The following is a 17,546-nucleotide window of genomic DNA, read 5'->3' as shown; positions in this document are numbered from 1 at the left end:
TGCGCGCGTGAGGCGCACCGGAAACACGAAGGCGGCACCTCGACGCCGTTGTCGAAGTGCCGCCTTCGTGTGGGGCCTGTTGCGTTACAACAGGGTCCACGCTTCGGTGAGGACGCCGCGGAGGATGTTTTCGATTTCGTCGAATTCGGTTTGCCCGCAGATCAACGGGGGTGCGAGTTGGATGACCGGGTCGCCGCGGTCGTCGGCCCGGCARTACAGGCCGGCGTCGAACAGGGCGGTGGAGAGGAACCCGTGCAGGATCCGCTCGGCCTCGGCGTCGCTGAACGACTCCTTCGTGRCCTTGTCCTTGACCAGTTCGATGCCGTAGAAGAACCCCTCCCCGCGCACGTCCCCGACCATCGGCAGATCGGTCARTTTGTCGAGGGTGGCCCGGAACGCCGGCGCCTGCTCGGCGACGTGCGCGTTGAGGCCCTCGCGTTCGAAGATGTCCAGGTTCGCCARYGCCACCGCSGCGGAGACCGGGTGCCCGCCGAAGGTGTAGCCGTGCGCGAACATCGACGTCCCGTCCGCGAACGGTGCGAACAACCGGTCCGAGGCGATCATCGCCCCGATCGGCGARTACCCCGASGTCAGGCCCTTGGCGCAGGTGATGATGTCGGGCACGTACCCGAAGTCCTCGCACGYGAACATCGACCCGATCCTSCCGAACGCGCAGATCACCTCGTCCGAGACCAGCAGCACGTCGTACTCGTCGCAGATCTGCCGGACCCGCTCGAAGTAGCCGGGCGGCGGCGGGAAGCAGCCGCCGGCGTTCTGCACCGGTTCGAGGAAGACGGCGGCGACGGTGTCGGGGCCCTCGAATTCGATGGCCTCGGCGATCCGGTCGGCGGCCCAGATCCCGAACGCCTTCGGATCACTGCCGAGGGGGTCGGGGGCGCGGTAGATGTTGGTGTTCGGGACCCGGAACGCGCCGGGGGTCAGCGGTTCGAACGGCGCCTTCAGCGCGGGGATGCCGGTGATGGCGAGGGCGCCCTGGGGGGTGCCGTGGTAGGCGATGGAGCGGGAGATGACCTTGTGTTTGCCGGGTTTGCCGACCTTCTTGAAGTACTGTTTGGCCAGTTTCCAGGCGCTTTCGACGGCCTCGCCGCCGCCGGTGGTGAAGAAGACCCGGTTCAGRTCGCCSGGGGCGTAGCCGGCGAGGCGTTCGGCGAGTTCGATGGCGGGTTCGGTGGCGTAGGACCAGAGYGGGAAGAACGCSARYTGTTCGGCCTGYTTGGCGGCGGCCTCGGCGAGCTCGGCCCGGCCGTGYCCGGCCTGGACGACGAACAGCCCGGACAGYCCGTCGAGGTAACTCTTACCGGTGGAGTCCCAGATCCGGGCGCCGTCGCCGCGGGTGATGATCGGCGGGGTGATGTTGTCCCCGTGCCGGGAGAAATGCCCCCACAGATGGCGGCGGGCGGACGCTTCGAGTCCGGTCGTGGTTCTTTCGGTGACTGCAGTCATCGTAGTCCTCAATTGTGTTTCGGTTCAGTCGAATTCGGACTGGTCCAGCATCAGAGGCCGAATCCGGGCCGATCGCCTCGGCAGGCCGTCGAACGCCGAGGTCCGATCCGGCATGCGTCAATCGTGACGCCTTCTGCCCGCGAATTCAAGTAGCAACTTGATAAATATTGACGCAATGCGCAGGAAATGTTCCGGATTGGTGACTGAATTCGTGGCGTCGGGTAGCCAACACGAGTGCGCTCTTCTACTGTGGGTGAATCTTTTTTCTCGCCCCCGTCTTGGAGTGATCTCATGACCGTCTCGGTCCCTTTTCCGCCGTCCACCTCGCTCGGCCTGCCCACCACCGTGCCCGGCTGCTGGATCGCCGGATCCCCGGCCGAGGGCTCCGGCGACATCCACCGCATCATCGATCCGGCGACGGGCGCCCCGGTCACGGCACTGACCCTCGCGACCGCCCGGGACGTCGACGCCGCCGTCCGGTCGGCGCGTGCCGCCTTCCCCGGCTGGTCGGGTGCCGCCCCGGCCGAGCGCGCAGCAGTTCTCACCACCCTTGCCCGCGCACTCGAGCGCGACGCGGAACTGTTCGCCCGCGAAGAAGTCGCGCAGACCGGCAAGGCAATCCGGCTCGCTCGCGAGTTCGACGTCCCGGGCAGCATCGACAACATCGACTTCTTCGCCGGAGCCTCCCGCAATCTCGAGGGCAAGGCCGCCGCGGAGTACTCCCCCGACCACACGTCGAGCATCCGGCGTGACGCCGTCGGCGTCGTCGGGTCGATCACGCCGTGGAACTATCCGCTGCAGATGGCAGTCTGGAAGGTGATTCCTGCGTTGGCCGCCGGGTGCACGGTCGTGCTCAAACCGAGCGAGCTCACCCCCCTCACGACGCTCCGCCTCGCCCGGCTGGCCACCGAATCCGGGCTCCCCGACGGAGTGTTCAACGTGGTGACGGGCACCGGCGCCGAGGTGGGCGCCGCGCTCGCCGGACACCGCGGAATCGACATGCTGACCTTCACCGGGTCGACCGCCGTGGGCCGCACGGTGATGGCGCAGGCATCGACGAACGGCACCCGCGTGCAGCTCGAGCTGGGCGGCAAGGCCCCGTTCGTCGTGTTCGACGACGCCGATCTCGAGGCGGCAGTGCACGGCGCGGTCGCGGCGTCGCTGATCAACGGCGGCCAGGACTGCACCGCGGCGACCCGCGCAATCGTGGCGGACTCGCTGTACGACGACTTCGTCGCGGGTGTGGCCGAACTGATGGAACGGGTGGTGGTGGGCGATCCCTACGACCCGGACACCGACCTCGGATCGCTGATCACGCTCGCGCATCGCGACCGGGTCGACGGCATGGTGCAGCGCGCCCGCGCCGCCGGCTTCCGGATCGTGACGGGCGGATCCGCCCCCGACCTGCCCGGAGCGTTCTACCTCCCCACCCTGATCGCCGACGTCACCGAGGATGCGGAGGTGTACCGCGACGAGGTGTTCGGACCGGTGCTCACCGTGAGCCGTCATTCGGGCGACGACGACGCGATCCGCCGCGCCAACGACACCGACTACGGTCTCGCCGCGTCGGCGTGGACGACGAACCTGTACCGCGCGCAGCGCGCATCACGGGAGATCGACGCGGGTTGTGTGTGGGTCAACGATCACATCCCGATCATCAGCGAGATGCCGCACGGCGGGGTCGGCGCGTCCGGCTTCGGCAAGGACATGTCGACGTACTCGTTCGAGGAGTACCTGACCGTCAAGCACGTCATGAGCGACATCACCGGAGTGTCGCGGAAAGCGTGGCACCGCACGGTGTTCGGCGCGACGCAGTAGGGCTACTCCTTCGAGGGCGTGCCGTACCGCAGTTTGTGCACTTTGAGGATCGAGATGGTCTCCGTGGTGCGCACGCCCTCGATGGCGCTGACGTGCTGATTGAGGAAGGCCCACAGTTCGGCGTTGTTGGCGCTGCCGACCTCGACGCAGATGTCGCTCCGCCCCAGCAGCGTCGAGACGTACGTGATCTCGGGCATCTCGGTCAGCGTGTCCACGACGTCCTGATGCCGGGCCGGGTCGACGGTGAGGAACACGAGAGCCAGTTGGGAGTCGCCCAGCCGCTCGGGATCGGCGAACGCGACGATGCGCAGGATGTTCAGGTCCTGCAGACGCTTCACGCGGGCCCGTACCGTCGCCTCGGACGAACCCAGGTTGCGGGCGATCTCCCGAAACGCTCGCCGCCCATCGTCTTCGAGTTGCCGCAGGATCGCGCGGTCCAGTTCGTCCAGAGTGTGCTGAGACATGGACCGACTCTATCCAGAACGACGAGATCAGTGGCGTTCCGGGGACAAAAGACTGCATTTCATGGACGCAAAGCCTCAGTTGATGCGCATTGCGTTGATATCTTGTCTTGTGCGACGCATTGCGCGGTGTTAGTGTCTTGAATCACATACTTGCGGCGGCCCGTCGGCCTCCACCCCACTCGACTCGAGTCACCGAGGGCCGCATTCTGAATACACACACTGCGCCGACAAGGCCCAGAACTGGAGAATCCCGTGAGCTTGCACGATTCCTTCGCCGACGACCACACCTATGAGAAGAACCTGCGGTGGTGGGACGGCTTCACCATCAGCCTCTCCATCCCGGCCGCACTGTTCGTCGGCATGGGCTACGCAATCGGCCTGATCGGCGCCTGGACGACGCTCGTCCTCCTCGGCGCCGTCGCCGTCCTGGCGTGCCTGCAGAATTTCATCTACTCCGAGATGGCCAGCATGTTCGTCGACAAGGTCGGCGGCATCTCGATGTACGCCCATCAGGGCTGGCGGACCCGCTCGACCCTCGTCGGTCCGCTCGCGACCTACGGCTACTGGTTCTCGTGGTCCAGTTCGCTCGCCATCTACGGCCTCCAGATCGGGAAACTGGTCCAGGCCGAGTGGTTCCCCGAACAGACGTGGACGTTCTCCACGGGCCTGGCCACCATCGGACTACCCCACGTCATCGCACTGGGTGTCCTGTTCATGGGCTGGGGACTGAACGTCCTCGGGATGCGTCCCGCGATGTGGCTGATGTACGCGACCGGTGCCCTCGTCCTCGTCCCGATCGTCGTCTTCGCGGCCGCTCCGCTCCTATCCGACACCTGGTCGATGAGCAACCTGCACTGGGATATCGCCGCCAGCGGTGAAGCGGGCTGGCGCACCGCCATCGCCTGGATGTTCGTCCTCGCCTGGTCGGTCTACGGCATCGAGGCGGTCGCCTCGTTCGTGCCCGAGTTCCGCGACACCATCCGCGACAGCCGAATTGCGTTGCGACTGGCCGGTTTCTTCGTCATCGCCGTCTACATCCTGGTCCCGTTCGGCGTCGGCGGACTCGTCGACCAGGCGGACGTCGCCGAGAACCCCGTCTCCTTCTACCTGACCGTGTTCGAAAGCCTCCTCCCCGGCGGCGACATCGTGATGGCGATCTGCCTCATCGCCGGCCTCGTTCTCCTGATGGTCATGACCACCGCCGACGGCGGACGCGTGCTCCACGGCAGCGCCCGCGAGGGCCTCACCATCAAGCAACTCGGTGAACTCAACCGTTTCAAGGTCCCGGGGCGGGCCATGTCGCTCGACCTGCTCGTCAACGTCATCCTGATCCTGTTCGTCGGCGAGGCCCTCGCCGTCATCGTCGCAGGCATCGTCGGCTACCTGATCTGCCACATCCTGTCGCTGACCGGCTTCCTCAACCTGCGCCGCGACGAACCGGACGCCCATCGCCCCATCAAGCTCGGCAAGCAGTGGGTGTACATCGCCGGCGTCCTCGTGGTCGTCGACACGATCATGGTCGTCGTCGGCGCTCTCAGCGCCTCCATCACCGGCTACGGCAGCACGAAGGAACTGATCGTCGGGGTCTTCGTCCTGTCCCTGTCGATCGTGCTGTACGCCTACCGGCGCGTCGTCCAGGACGGTCAGCCGTGGGTCTGGAAGGAACCGGCGTCCGCCGTCGAGGCCGATTTCGTGCCCGACGACGACGAGGACGACGCCCCCGCCGCCGACCCGGCGCGCACCGTATAGCTTCGCCTGTGAGTACTTATTAACCGCGGGCGGTTAATAAGTACTCACAGGCGCGAAGCGCATCAGGCCATGGAGCGCACGTGGCGCGCCGCGACCGACAGTGACGCGAGATCGTGGGTGGACGCGGCGTCGATCTCCCCCAGCGTCCGGCGAGCGCGCTCGATTCTCGCCCGATTCGTGCTCTCCCACAGAAGAATCCGGGAGTCCGCTGAATCTCCGGATTCACCCGAGGACAACACGTCGCGGGTCAGGAGCCGGACGGAGCGGTACAGGTCGTCACGCAGCGCCACCCGGGCGAGGGTGTGCCACCGTTCACCCCGTGGAAGCGCCGACACCTTGATCAGCCACCGATCCACACCGAGGTGATCGGAGAGCGCGAAATAGAGCGGCGCCACCTCGGCGACGTCGTGGTCCAGTTCGCGGGCGACGTCGGCGATGTCGAGCAGGCTGAACCGGTAGAGGCCGTCCGCGATCCGCCGGGCGATGGACGTCTCGACGCCCGCCTCGTCGTAGATTCGCCGCGTTTCCTCCATCGCCAGTACCTCGGCGCCGCGGAGCCATCCGCCGACGTCGCCGGAATGCGTGTGGACGGCACGCCGGAAGTCGTCGATCTCGGCGTCCACCGACAGCGGTTGGCGTCGGTTGGCGAGGAACCACCGCGACGCCCGGTCGAGCAACCTGCGGGCCTCGACGACCAGCTCGTACTCCGTCGCCGGCGGCAGTTTCGCCGCGGCGATGTCGGACCAGAGTTCCGCAAGCCCGAACACTTCCGACGTGATGACGAACGCGCGCACCACATCCGCGGGCCCGGCCCCCGTCTCTTCGCGCAACCGGTGCGCATAGGTGAGCCCGCCGCGGGCGAAGATGTCGTTCACGATCTCGGTGGCGAGGATCTCCTGGCGGAGGGGGTGCGCGTCGACGGGGAGGACGGAGCGCAGTGCAGCCGGGAAGTACGCGCCGAGCCGTCCGGAGAAGTACCCGTCGATGAAGACGGCCGAATCCACCAGTTCCGCTTTGAGATCCAGCTTGGCGTGCGCGAGGAGGGTCGCCAGTTCCGGTGAGGTCAACCCGAGCCCCGCCTCCGACAGTTCGGTGAAGCCGTCGGCGTTCGGCAGCGCCTCCAGTTCGCAGTCCAGGCCGCGCTTGTCGACCAGGTCGCCCACCATCCGTGCGTGCACGTCCACCATCCGGTGGGCGTTCGACCGGGCGTCGCCGAGAACCCGATTCTGTGCGCGATTGTTCGCGAGGACGAGTTCCGACACGTCGTCGGTGAGTGTCCCGAGCAGGTCCGAGCGCCGGGCCGGATCGAGCCGCCGGTCGACCGGCAGCGAGTCGAGCAGGATCTTGATGTTCACCTCGTGGTCCGAGCAGTCCACGCCGGCCGAGTTGTCCAGTGCGTCCGTGTTGACGCGTCCACCCGTGCGGGCGAATTCGATGCGGGCGAGTGCGGTCATGCCGAGGTTCCCGCCCTCGGCGACGGCCCGTGCGCGCAGCCGGCCGGCGTCGATCCGGACGTTGTCGTTCGCCTTGTCCCCCGCGTCCGTGTGCGACTCCGACGAGGCCTTGACGTACGTCCCGACGCCGCCGTTGAACAGCAGATCCACCGGGGCTGCGAGGATGGCGCGGATCATCTCCGGCGGCGTCAGCGTCGTCACCGACGGAGCGAGACCGAGCACAGTCCGCATCTGGCTGCTCACCGGAATCGATTTGCTCTCCCGCGACCAGACACCCCCGCCCGCACTGATGAGCGTCCGGTCGTAGTCGGCCCACGACGACCTCGGCAGCTCGAACAACCGACGGCGTTCCTGCCAGGCCTGCTCGCGGCCGGGAGTGGGGTCGACGAAGATGTGCCGGTGGTCGAACGCGGCAACCAGCCCGATGCTCGACGTCTCCAGCATGGCGTTGCCGAAGACGTCGCCACTCATGTCGCCGATCCCCGCCACCGTGAAGCTGTCACGATCGACGTCGATTCCGAGTTCGGAAAGATGCCGGGTGACGCTCACCCAGGCACCCTTCGCGGTGATGCCCATCTTCTTGTGGTCGTAGCCGACCGAACCACCGGACGCGAACGCGTCACCGAGCCAGAAGTCGTATTTCCGGGCCACCTCGTTGGCGGCGTCGGAGAACGTGGCCGTGCCCTTGTCCGCCGCCACCACCAGGTAGGGGTCGTCGCCGTCGCGGCAGACGACGCCGTCCGGGTGAACCGATTCGGCGGTGTCCGAACGGTTGTCGGTGACGTCGAGCAACCCGGAGATGAACTGCCGGTAGCAGTCCAGGCCGGTGGACGACGGATTGCGCACGACGAAACCGCCCTTGGCGCCTGCGGGCACGATCACGGCGTTCTTCACCGCCTGCGCCTTGACGAGTCCGAGGATCTCGGTGCGATAGTCGTCGGGGCGGTCGGACCAGCGGAGGCCGCCGCGCGAGACGGGTCCGTATCGCAGATGCACACCCTCCATGTCCGGTGAATACACGAAGACCTCGTAGAACGGCCGCGGCCGCGGAAGTTCGTCGATCTCGCCGGAGCGGAACTTCAGCGACAGTTGGGGCCGGGCCGGGCCGAGCGTCCCGTCCCGGTAGAAGTTGGTGCGGGTCGTCGCCGAGACGAGATTCACGTACGCGCGCAGGATCCGGTCGGCGTCGAGGCCCTCGACCTCTTCGAGCAGTGACTCGACCGTGGCTCGGCAGGTTTCGACGTCGCCGGCAGAATGCCCGCGCGGATCGAAGTGCGCGTGGAACAGACCCACGAGCGCAGAGGCGAACTCGGGACGCGACAACAGCACCGCCTCGATCCGGCCCTGGTCGTAGGGCAGAGCGCTCTGCCGCAGGAAGCGCGCGTAGGCGCGCAGGAGCACGACCTCCCGCCAGTCGAGGCCGGCGGCGAGCACCAGCACGTTGAACCGATCCGCCTCCGCCCGGCCCGACCACATCGCCCGAAACGTCTCCACGACGGCCTCGGGCTCGACGGATCCCGCGGCCATCGCGGACGCGACGAGCGGTCCCGCGGACACCCGGAAGTCGTAGAGCCGGCACACCAGTCCGTCGGCGCGGCGGAATACGGACGTCCGCTGGTCGTCGACCGCGAGGTCGAGACTCCCGAGGAGGCGGAGCACCCGCTCGAGCGACACGGTCGAGCCGCCGCTGTAGAGCGTGACCCGGAACTGCGGATTCTCACCGGTTCCGGCGGTGTCGACGTGCAGGTCGAAGGCGTCGGCGGTCAGTCGGTCGAGGATGGCGACGTCGGGAAGCGGTGGCCGATCCCGTTCTTCGACATAGCCTTCCGGCAGGGACAGGGCGATCGTGGACGAAATCGAGCTCATAGATTCTCTCCGTTGAGATCCGGGCGCCGAGTGGTTGTCGTGGAATAGAGAAAGATCCGCCCCGCGGGCGCCATTGACCGCGGGGCGGATCGAGTGCCGGGACACGGGTGTGTCGTCGGACGGGGTGTGTCAGGAGTTGCGGTGTGCGTCCGCGATGTCGAGAACCGTGTCGAGGACCGCGAGACCCTCACGGGCCTCGGCCTCGGTGACGGTGCACGGCGGCACCGCGTGAATACGATTGAAGTTGGCGAACGGCAGCAGTCCACTTGCCTTGCAGGCCGCGATCACCTCGTTCATCGCCGGACTGGACGCGCCGTACGGGGCGAGCGGTTCCTTCGTGGCACGGTCGGCGACGAGTTCGATCGCCCAGAACACGCCGAGCCCGCGCACTTCACCGATCGACGGGTGCCGGTCGGCGAGGCCACGCAGTCCGGGACCGAGAATCTCGCTGCCGATCCTGGCCGCGTTCTCGACGATCCGCTCGTCCTCCATCGCATTGATCGTCGCGACCGCGGCGGCGGTGGCGAGCGGATGTCCCGAGTAGGTGAGTCCGCCCGGGTACGGCCGGTTGGCGAACGTCGCCGCGATCTTCTCACTGATCGCGACACCGCCGAGCGGAACGTAGCCGGAGTTGACCCCCTTCGCGAACGTGATCAGGTCGGGTATGACACCGAAATGGTCGATCGCGAACCATTTTCCGGTCCGGCCGAACCCCGACATCACCTCGTCCGCGATGAACACGATGCCGTAGCGGTCGCAGATCTCGCGGACGCCGGCCATGTAACCGGGCGGAGGCACCATGATCCCCGCGGTCCCGGGAACCGATTCGAGCACGATCGCCGCGATCGAGTTCGGCCCCTCGAGGCGGATCAACTGATCGAGGTGCTCGAGCGCGCGCTCGGTTTCCTCCTGCTCGTTCTCCGAGTGGAACTGCGACCGGTACAGGAACGGTCCGTGGAAGTGGACGACTCCGCTGTTGCCGTAGTCGTTGGGCCACCGACGCGGGTCACCGGTGAGGTTGATCGCGGTGTCCGTGCCACCGTGGTACGAGCGGTAGCGGGAGAGCACCTTGTACCGGCCGGTGTGCAGGCGGGCCATGCGCACGGCGTGCTCGTTGGCGTCGGCGCCACCGTTGGTGAAGAACACCTTGTTCAGATCGCCCGGGGTTCGTTCGGCGATCAGCCGCGCGGCTTCGGAGCGGGCGTCGTTCGCATACTGCGGTGCGATGGTGCACAGCTTCGCGGCCTGGTCCTGAATGGCAGCAACGACTTTGGGGTGCTGGTGCCCGATGTTCGTGTTGACCAGCTGGGACGAGAAGTCCAGCATGCGGTTCCCGGCACCGTCCCACACGTACGAACCCTCGGACGCGAGGATCGTCATCGGTGTGATCTGCTCCTGCGCGGACCACGAGTGGAACACGTGCGCGCGGTCGAGCGCGTAGGCGCGCTCGCCCTCGGCACGGGCCGCGTCGAGGGGCTGACCGGTGGGCAGGAGTTCCTGGGAGACTGTCGTCGTCATGACCGTGGGTCCTTTCCTGCTCAGTTGTTCTGGGGGAAGCCGAGGTTGATGCCGCCGTGACTCGGGTCGAGCCAGCGGCTGGTGACGACCTTGCCGCGGGTGAAGAAGTGGACGCCTTCGGCGCCGTGGGCGTGGGTGTCGCCGAACAGCGAGTTCTTCCAGCCACCGAAGGAGTAGTACGCGGTCGGGACCGGAATCGGCACGTTGATGCCGACCATCCCGACCTCGACCTCGTTCTGGAACCGCCGGGCGGCGCCGCCGTCGTTGGTGAAGATCGCGGTGCCGTTGCCGAACGGGCCGGAGTTGATGAGTTCCAGCGCCTCGTCGTAGCTCTTGACGCGAATCACGGACAGGACGGGTCCGAAGATCTCGTCGGTGTACACACTCATGTCGGTGGTGACGTGGTCGATCAGCGTCGGGCCGAGCCAGAACCCGTCCTCGCCACCGTCGGCCTGCACCTGCCGGCCGTCGACGACGATGGTGGCCCCGTCCTTCTCGCCGGCGTCGATGTAGGAGGCGACCTTGTCGCGGTGCACCTTCGTCACCAGCGGTCCCATGTCGGAATCTTTGGTGCCGTCGCCGATCTTCAACGTGTTGGTGCGTTCGGTGATCTTCGCGACCAACTCGTCGGCGATGTCCCCGACCGCGACCAGCGCCGAGATCGCCATGCACCGTTCACCGGCGGACCCGAACCCGGCGTTGACCATGGCGTCGGCGGCCAGATCCAGGTCGGCGTCCGGCAGGACGATGGCGTGGTTCTTCGCCCCACCCAATGCCTGAACTCGCTTGCCGTGGGCGGTGCCGGTGGCATACACGTACTGCGCGATCGGGGTAGACCCCACGAAGCTGATCGCCTTGACGGCCGGGTTGGTGAGGAGCTCGTCGACGGACGTCTTGTCGCCCTGCAGCACGTTGAACACCCCGGCGGGCAGGCCGGCTTCGGCCCACAGTTCGGCCATCCAGATCGCGGCGGTCGGGTCCTTCTCCGACGGCTTCAACACCACCGTATTGCCGGCGGCGATCGCGACGGGGAAGAACCACATCGGGACCATGGCGGGGAAGTTGAAGGGGGAGATGATCGCGACCGGTCCGACGGGCTGACGGATCGAATGCACATCCACATTCGTCGACGCGTTCTCCGTCATGCCGCCCTTGAGCAGATGCGCAATGCCACACGCGAATTCGACGACCTCCTGGCCGCGGCTCACCTCACCGAGGGCGTCGGAGACGACCTTGCCGTGCTCGGAGGTGATGATCTCGGCGAGTTCACCCTTGCGCTCGTTGAGCAGTTCCCGGAACTTGAAGATGATCTGCGTCCGCTTGGCAAGCGAGGTGTCACGCCACGCCGGGAAGGCGGCGGCGGCCGAGTCGATGACCGCGCGGGCGTCCTCGACGCTGGCGAGGGCGACCTGACCGGTCACGGCGCCGGTCGCCGGGTTGGTGACGGGGGCGGTGTTCCCGCTGGTGCCCGCGAAGCTCTTGTTGTCGAACCAGTGCGAGATCGTTCGGGTCTGCGCGGCGCCGTCGCTGTGTGTCATGAAATGGGTGTCCTAACCGGGAGAGAGCGGATACCGGGGCGATCCGCACGGATCGCGTGATGCCTCCACTCTGGTCCGTGAACCAGCCCCCAGACCCCGACGATCTGTATAACAATCCGCCTTCTGATTTACACTGCGTAAATGCTGCCCACCATCGTCGACATCCTGGCGCTCCCGGTCGTCCAGGCCGGGACGCCCGAGGTGATCGGCGGCGGAACACTCGACAGGCCGGTGCGATGGGTGCACGTCAGCGATCTACCCGACCTGTCGAACCTCCTCCAGGGCGGCGAACTCGTCCTCACCACCGGGCAACCCCTCGCCGACGACTCGTCGAGCGTGGAATACCTGGAAGGGCTGGCCGCGGCGGGCGCAGCCGGACTCGTCGTCGAACTCGGCGTCCACGTCGACACCGTCCCGGACGGGGTGGCACGCGCCGCCGACAGACTGTCGTTCCCCCTGATCGCGCTGCACCGTCAGATCAAGTTCGTCGAGGTCACGGAGGCTGTGCACCGATCGATCGTCGCAGAGCAGTACGACGAGGTCGCGTTCGCACGGCACGCCCACGAGGTCTTCACCGACCTCAGCATGAAGCGGGCGTCGCTCGGCGAGATCGTCGACGCCGCGGCAGGCATGCTCGGCGCCCCGATCGTGCTCGAAGACCTCAACCGGCAGGTGCTGGCGTTCGCGGCGCAGGGCACCGCGACGGCGGACCTCCTCGCCGAGTGGGAACGCCGGTCGCGGCTCACGCCCGTGTCGCATCAGACCGCGGTCGACGGGCCCGAGTCGTGGACGACCACCCCCGTCGGCGCACATCGGCAGGAATGGGGACGACTCGTCGCCCCCCGCCCCGTCGCCGCGGAAGGTCGTGCGCGGATGACCCTCGAACGCGCGGCCCAAGCGCTCGCACTGCACCGCATGGTCGAACAGGACCGAACCGCACTCGAGCAGCAGGCCCAGAGTGGGCTCATCGACGAACTCCGCCGCGGACGCATCCAGGACGAGGCCGAGGCGACCGCACGCGCCCACGCACTCGGTCTCCGGCCGGCACTGACCTACCTGCCGATGACGGTCCGGGTCGGCGAAACCGCCAGCGCCGACCAGGTTCTGGCACAGCGACGCCGGATCACCATGCTCGACGCCGTGCGTCACGCGGTCCGGACGTCGCGGCAGACGGCACTGACCGCGAACACCCGGGCCGGGCAGATCGACCTGCTCCTGTCCCATCCGCCGGTGTCCGCACCCGGCGCGCTGACCGAACTCTGCGGGGCGATCCGCGCCGCACTCGCCCGGCTCGACGGCGTCCTGCACTGCACGATCGGCGTCGGCCCCGAATCGACCCGGCTGCTGGACGCCGCGGGCGGCCTCACGGAATCCGCGCACATCGCCGACGTCGCGCTGTCGTTGCCACCGGACGACAAGGCTTTTCACCGGGCAGCCGACATCCGGTTGCGCGGGCTCCTCGCCCTGATCCGGACCGATCCGCGGGTGCAGGCGTTCGCCGAAACCGAACTCCGCGGCCTGCTGGAGCATCGCGCGCGCCACGGCGGCGACAGCGTCGAAGTCCTGCGGAGCTTCCTCGAACTCGGCGGCAACAAGACGGAACTCGCGAAGAGGCTCCACCTCTCGCGCCCCACGCTCTACGCGAAGCTTGCCACGATCGAGCGACTGCTCGGTGTCGACCTCGACGATGCCGAGTCCCGGACGTCGCTGCACACGGCCATGCTGATCCTGCAGCTCCGCCGCCCGTGAGTACTTATTAACGTCGGGCGGTTAATAAGTACTCACGGGGCGTAGCCACTCTCGAACATCGTTCGACGAGAACCGGCTCAGGGTGCCAACATCCGAATAGTCGCGATCCGGAACCCCGATATTGAGAATTATCTTCAGAACTGTTGGCATGAATGATCGCTTTCTTCACTATTGGCACCTACCAATCGAATTTCCAACAGCACGGAGTTCTCATGAAGATCGGCATCCCCCGCGAAATCAAGAACCACGAATACCGCGTGGCCATCACCCCCGCCGGTGTCCACGAACTTGTCGGCCGCGGCCACGAGGTGATCATCGAAACCGGGGCCGGCGTCGGCTCGTCCTTCGCCGACGCGGACTTCAAAGCCGCAGGCGCCCAGATCCTCTCGACCGCCGACCAGGTCTGGGAGAGCGCCGACCTGCTACTGAAGGTCAAAGAACCCATCGCCGAGGAATACCCCCGCCTCCGCCAAGACCAGGTGCTGTTCACCTACCTGCACCTCGCCGCATCCAAGGAGTGCACCGACGCACTGCTGGCGTCGAAGACCACCTCCATCGCCTACGAAACCGTCACCGGCGCCGACGGCTCCCTGCCGCTGCTCGCCCCGATGAGCGAGGTCGCCGGACGCCTCGCCCCGCAGGCCGGCGCCTACCACCTGATGCGCCAGGGCGGCGGCCGCGGCGTTCTGATGGGCGGTGTCCCCGGGGTGCGACCGGCCAAGGTCGTCGTCATCGGCGCCGGCGTCTCCGGCAAGAACGCCATCGCCATCGCACACGGCATGCACGCCGACGTCACCGTCCTCGACCTGTCCATCGCCCGCCTCCGGGAGATCGACGCCCAGTACCACGGCCAGGTCAAGACCATCGTCTCCAACAGTCTCGAACTCGAGCAGGCCGTCCTCGACGCCGACCTCGTCATCGGAGCCGTCCTCGTCCCCGGCGCCAAGGCCCCCACCCTCGTCTCCAACAACCTGGTCTCCCGGATGAAGCCCGGCTCCGTGCTCGTCGACATCGCCATCGACCAGGGCGGCTGCTTCGAGGACTCGCGTCCCACCACCCACGCCGAACCCACCTACCAGGTCCACGACTCGGTGTTCTACTGCGTCGCCAACATGCCCGGCGCCGTCCCCCGCACGTCGACCTACGCGCTCACCAACGCGACCCTGCCGTACGTCGTCGCCCTCGCCGACAAGGGCTGGCAGGAAGCGACCGCGACCGTTCCCGGCCTCGCAGAGGGACTGTCCACCCACGACGGCAAGCTGCTGTCCACCGAAGTCGCTGCCGCGCACGGCTACCCGGCCGCGACACTGCCCGCCTGAGACGCTAGGCGCCGAGCCCGAACGCGACGAGGAACCCGAGCGCGGTGGACAACCCGACCCACCACCCACCTTCCCGGTAGGCCTCGGGCATCAGCGAGTCCGCGAGCACGGCGATGGTCGCGCCACCGGCGAACGCCTGGATGGTCGCGATGGTGCCGTCGGAGATGGTGTCGGACACGGCATCGGCACCGATCACCACCAGCACCAGCAGGACGGCGGTCGCCACCCACACCGACAGGGCGCGGCCGCGGCTGAAGTGCGGCTGGGACCGCATGGACGCCGCGCCCGCGACCGCCTCGGGCACGTTTCCGACCGCGACGGCGACGAGCAGCACCACCCCGCCTGCGCTGCTGATCGTCACCCCGAGGGCGGTGTTCTCGGGGATGCCGTCGAGCAGCGCACCGAGCATCAACGCCCAGCCGAGAGCGGCGGCACCGAGTTTCTGCTCGATGAGCCGGTCTGCGACCACGTAGACGAGTGCCCCCGTGAACAGGGCCGCGCCTGCCGTCCAGATCCCTTCGGTCTCGAACGCGGGCTGGAACAATTCGGTGGACACGGCGGCCACCATCGTTCCCGCACCGAACGCCATGAGTGCCGCGAGGACCGGCCGCGGCAGGTCGTAGCGCAGCCCGACGACGGCACCGATCAGCAGGGGTACGGCCGTGCCGAGGCCGTACAGAGTCGCGGTCAACATGGTCGAGAGCGTATCCAGACGACGCCGGGATGCGGGACAATCGGACGATGGCTTGGCTCGAGGTCGTGCGCACCGGACCGTTCACCACCGTGCAGGATCGCGGCCGCCCCGGCTATGCGTCCATCGGTGTCGGCGAGTCGGGTGCCGTCGACCGCGAGGCGCACGACAGCGCAAACAGGTTGGTGGGCAACCACTCCGGCGCAGCCACACTGGAGGTCACGCTCGGCGGGCTGGCCGTGCGGGCGACCGGGACCGTCTCCGTCGCCGTCACGGGCGCCCGCAACCCCGTCACCGTCAATTCCGAACCCCGACCCGACTACACGATGCTCCACCTGAACACGGGAGATCTACTGGAGATCGCGTTCGCGACCGAGGGGCTGCGCAGTTACGTCGCGGTGCGGGGAGGGTTCGACGTACCCGCGGTGATGGGGAGCCGGTCCACCGACACACTGTCGGGCCTCGGCCCCGATCCCGTCGCCGAGGGTGACCGGTTGCTCGTGGGTGCGGATGCCGGCGACTGGCCCGCGGACGAGATCATCCCGCCACCGGTCACCCCCGAGGATCCGTTGACGATGCGCGTCCGCCTCGGACCGCGGGACGACTGGTTCACGCCCGCGTCGGTCGACGCCCTTCTCCGCGAGACGTGGACGGTCAGTTCCGACACCAACCGGGTGGGGGCGCGATTCGAGGGCCCGGGAGCGCTGCACCGATCCGTGCGTGACGAGATGCCGAGCGAGGCCATGGTGGCGGGTGCCCTGCAGGTGCCCCCGAACGGTCAGCCGATCCTGTTCCTCGCCGACCATCCGGTGACGGGCGGCTACCCGGTGATCGCCGTGGTCGCCGAGGCTGACCTGCCGATGGCCGCGCAGTTGCGACCCGGGCACCGGGTGCGCTTCCACCGGGTGGTGACGTCGCCGATCCCGAAGTGATCGGGGCGGAAATCTAACTCCGGCGGCGCCGGGCGATGTCGGCGAGCACAACACCCGCGGCGACGGACGCGTTGAGCGATTCGACGGGGCCTGCCATCGGGATGCTGAGGATGGCGTCGCAGTTCTCGCGCACCAGACGCGACAGTCCCTTGCCCTCGGAGCCGACCACGACGACCACCGGGCCGCTGCCGTCGAACTCGTCGAGCGTGGTGTCGCCACCCGCGTCGAGCCCGACCACCTGGACGCCCTTGGACGCCCAATCCTTCAGCGTGCGAGTGAGATTGGTGGCGCGGGCGATGGGCAGACGCGCGGCGGCGCCGGCGCTCGTGCGCCACGCCACCGCGGTGACCGACGCACTGCGCCGCTCGGGGATGACCACACCGTGACCACCGAACGCAGCCACCGACCGGACGACGGCACCGAGATTGCGGGGGTCGGTGATGTTGTCGAGGGCCACCAGCAGCGGCGCCTCCTGGTGCTTTCGAGCTTCCGCGATCAGGTCGTCGGGGTGCGCGTAGCGGTACGGCGGCACCTGCAACGCGATGCCCTGGTGCATGCCGTTGGCGCTGAGCCGGTCGAGATCCGTGCGGGGAACCTCGAGGATGGAGATGCCCGCGTCGGCCGCCCGCTGGACGGATTCCTTCAGACGGTCGTCGCTCTCGGTCCCGACCGCGACGTACAGTGCGGTCGCGGGGACACCGGCACGCAGGCATTCGACGACGGGGTTGCGGCCCAGCACGTTCTCGGGGCCGTCGAGCACCTTGCGACCCGCGGTCTGACGACCGCGGCCCGGCTGCTTCTCGGCGTCCCGGGCGGCGCGGGCGGCCCGCTTCGCGGCGGGGTGCTTGGTGCGGGCCTCCGCGGGCGGCGTGGCGCCACGGCCTTCCAGCCCCTTGCGACGCTGGCCACCGGAACCGGCGACCTGGCCCTTCTTGGTGCCGGCCTTGCGGATGGCTCCGCGCCTACTCGAATTTCCAGCCATTA

The 17,546-nt window shown here is 67.8% G+C and carries 12 protein-coding genes; 5 read left to right on the top strand and 7 right to left on the bottom strand.

Going from position 1 to position 17,546, the window contains the following annotated elements; genetic code table 11:
- Positions 1–84: 84 nt before the first annotated feature.
- Positions 85–1,464, bottom strand: a complete 1,380-nt coding sequence (locus AC1DWT_RS05740; protein WP_477920000.1) for an aspartate aminotransferase family protein — start codon at positions 1,462–1,464, stop codon at positions 85–87.
- 291 nt (positions 1,465–1,755) lie between these two features.
- Here AC1DWT_RS05740 and AC1DWT_RS05735 point away from each other — a divergent pair, with 291 nt between their 5' ends.
- A complete protein-coding gene (locus tag AC1DWT_RS05735) occupies positions 1,756–3,282 on the top strand; it encodes a gamma-aminobutyraldehyde dehydrogenase (RefSeq protein WP_477919999.1) in 1,527 nt (508 codons plus the stop codon).
- 2 nt (positions 3,283–3,284) lie between these two features.
- On the opposite strand, the gene AC1DWT_RS05730 is transcribed toward AC1DWT_RS05735, so the two are convergent.
- The gene (locus AC1DWT_RS05730; protein ID WP_072939510.1) at positions 3,285–3,746 is read right to left on the bottom strand and encodes an Lrp/AsnC family transcriptional regulator; all 462 of its coding nucleotides are present in this window, start codon (positions 3,744–3,746) and stop codon (positions 3,285–3,287) included.
- 252 nt (positions 3,747–3,998) lie between these two features.
- Here AC1DWT_RS05730 and AC1DWT_RS05725 point away from each other — a divergent pair, with 252 nt between their 5' ends.
- Positions 3,999–5,495, top strand: a complete 1,497-nt coding sequence (locus AC1DWT_RS05725) for an APC family permease (protein WP_072939513.1) — start codon at positions 3,999–4,001, stop codon at positions 5,493–5,495.
- A gap of 62 nt (positions 5,496–5,557) precedes the next feature.
- On the opposite strand, the gene AC1DWT_RS05720 is transcribed toward AC1DWT_RS05725, so the two are convergent.
- The 3 genes from AC1DWT_RS05720 to AC1DWT_RS05710 form a co-directional block, all read right to left on the bottom strand.
- Positions 5,558–8,815 carry an NAD-glutamate dehydrogenase domain-containing protein gene (locus AC1DWT_RS05720; protein ID WP_477919998.1) on the bottom strand — a complete coding sequence of 1,086 codons (3,258 nt, stop codon included), beginning with the start codon at positions 8,813–8,815 and terminating at the stop codon, positions 5,558–5,560.
- Between the two features lie 129 nt (positions 8,816–8,944).
- The gene (locus AC1DWT_RS05715) at positions 8,945–10,333 is read right to left on the bottom strand and encodes an aspartate aminotransferase family protein (protein WP_072939519.1); all 1,389 of its coding nucleotides are present in this window, start codon (positions 10,331–10,333) and stop codon (positions 8,945–8,947) included.
- A gap of 20 nt (positions 10,334–10,353) precedes the next feature.
- Positions 10,354–11,871, bottom strand: a complete 1,518-nt coding sequence (locus tag AC1DWT_RS05710) for a CoA-acylating methylmalonate-semialdehyde dehydrogenase (RefSeq protein ID WP_074933797.1) — start codon at positions 11,869–11,871, stop codon at positions 10,354–10,356.
- Positions 11,872–12,012: 141 nt separating this feature from the next.
- Here AC1DWT_RS05710 and AC1DWT_RS05705 point away from each other — a divergent pair, with 141 nt between their 5' ends.
- Together AC1DWT_RS05705 and ald are read left to right on the top strand one after the other, a co-directional pair.
- Complete coding sequence (locus tag AC1DWT_RS05705; RefSeq protein WP_477919996.1) at positions 12,013–13,620, top strand: PucR family transcriptional regulator; 1,608 nt, start codon at positions 12,013–12,015, stop codon at positions 13,618–13,620.
- A gap of 212 nt (positions 13,621–13,832) precedes the next feature.
- Positions 13,833–14,939: an alanine dehydrogenase gene (gene ald, locus AC1DWT_RS05700; RefSeq protein ID WP_477919995.1), complete on the top strand. Its 1,107-nt coding sequence runs from the start codon at positions 13,833–13,835 to the stop codon at positions 14,937–14,939.
- A gap of 4 nt (positions 14,940–14,943) precedes the next feature.
- Here ald and AC1DWT_RS05695 read toward each other — a convergent pair whose 3' ends face one another.
- Positions 14,944–15,633: a ZIP family metal transporter gene (locus AC1DWT_RS05695; RefSeq protein WP_276139084.1), complete on the bottom strand. Its 690-nt coding sequence runs from the start codon at positions 15,631–15,633 to the stop codon at positions 14,944–14,946.
- Between the two features lie 47 nt (positions 15,634–15,680).
- On the opposite strand from AC1DWT_RS05695, the gene AC1DWT_RS05690 reads away from it, so the two are divergent.
- The gene (locus AC1DWT_RS05690; protein ID WP_477919994.1) at positions 15,681–16,562 is read left to right on the top strand and encodes a 5-oxoprolinase subunit C family protein; all 882 of its coding nucleotides are present in this window, start codon (positions 15,681–15,683) and stop codon (positions 16,560–16,562) included.
- A gap of 13 nt (positions 16,563–16,575) precedes the next feature.
- Here the strand turns inward: AC1DWT_RS05690 and rlmB are convergent, their stop codons facing one another.
- Entirely contained in the window at positions 16,576–17,544 is a 969-nt protein-coding gene (rlmB, locus tag AC1DWT_RS05685; RefSeq protein WP_072947412.1) for a 23S rRNA (guanosine(2251)-2'-O)-methyltransferase RlmB, read from the bottom strand.
- Positions 17,545–17,546 lie beyond the last annotated feature (2 nt).

It is taken from the genome of Rhodococcus sp. P4_B6, assembly GCF_056402215.1.
Note: the sequence above shows the minus strand (reverse complement) of the source record. Positions and strands in the feature narration are given on the sequence as shown.

What these genes read in the sequence shown, in the direction of transcription:
- AC1DWT_RS05715 (WP_072939519.1), bottom strand. Translation starts at nt 10,333, where the DNA reads ATGACGACGACAGTCTCCCAGGAACTCCTGCCCACCGGTCAGCCCCTC.
- AC1DWT_RS05735 (WP_477919999.1), top strand. Translation starts at nt 1,756, where the DNA reads ATGACCGTCTCGGTCCCTTTTCCGCCGTCCACCTCGCTCGGCCTGCCC.
- AC1DWT_RS05710 (WP_074933797.1), bottom strand. Translation starts at nt 11,871, where the DNA reads ATGACACACAGCGACGGCGCCGCGCAGACCCGAACGATCTCGCACTGG.
- ald (WP_477919995.1), top strand. Translation starts at nt 13,833, where the DNA reads ATGAAGATCGGCATCCCCCGCGAAATCAAGAACCACGAATACCGCGTG.
- AC1DWT_RS05695 (WP_276139084.1), bottom strand. Translation starts at nt 15,633, where the DNA reads ATGTTGACCGCGACTCTGTACGGCCTCGGCACGGCCGTACCCCTGCTG.
- AC1DWT_RS05730 (WP_072939510.1), bottom strand. Translation starts at nt 3,746, where the DNA reads ATGTCTCAGCACACTCTGGACGAACTGGACCGCGCGATCCTGCGGCAA.
- AC1DWT_RS05690 (WP_477919994.1), top strand. Translation starts at nt 15,681, where the DNA reads ATGGCTTGGCTCGAGGTCGTGCGCACCGGACCGTTCACCACCGTGCAG.
- AC1DWT_RS05720 (WP_477919998.1), bottom strand. Translation starts at nt 8,815, where the DNA reads ATGAGCTCGATTTCGTCCACGATCGCCCTGTCCCTGCCGGAAGGCTAT.
- rlmB (WP_072947412.1), bottom strand. Translation starts at nt 17,544, where the DNA reads ATGGCTGGAAATTCGAGTAGGCGCGGAGCCATCCGCAAGGCCGGCACC.
- AC1DWT_RS05705 (WP_477919996.1), top strand. Translation starts at nt 12,013, where the DNA reads ATGCTGCCCACCATCGTCGACATCCTGGCGCTCCCGGTCGTCCAGGCC.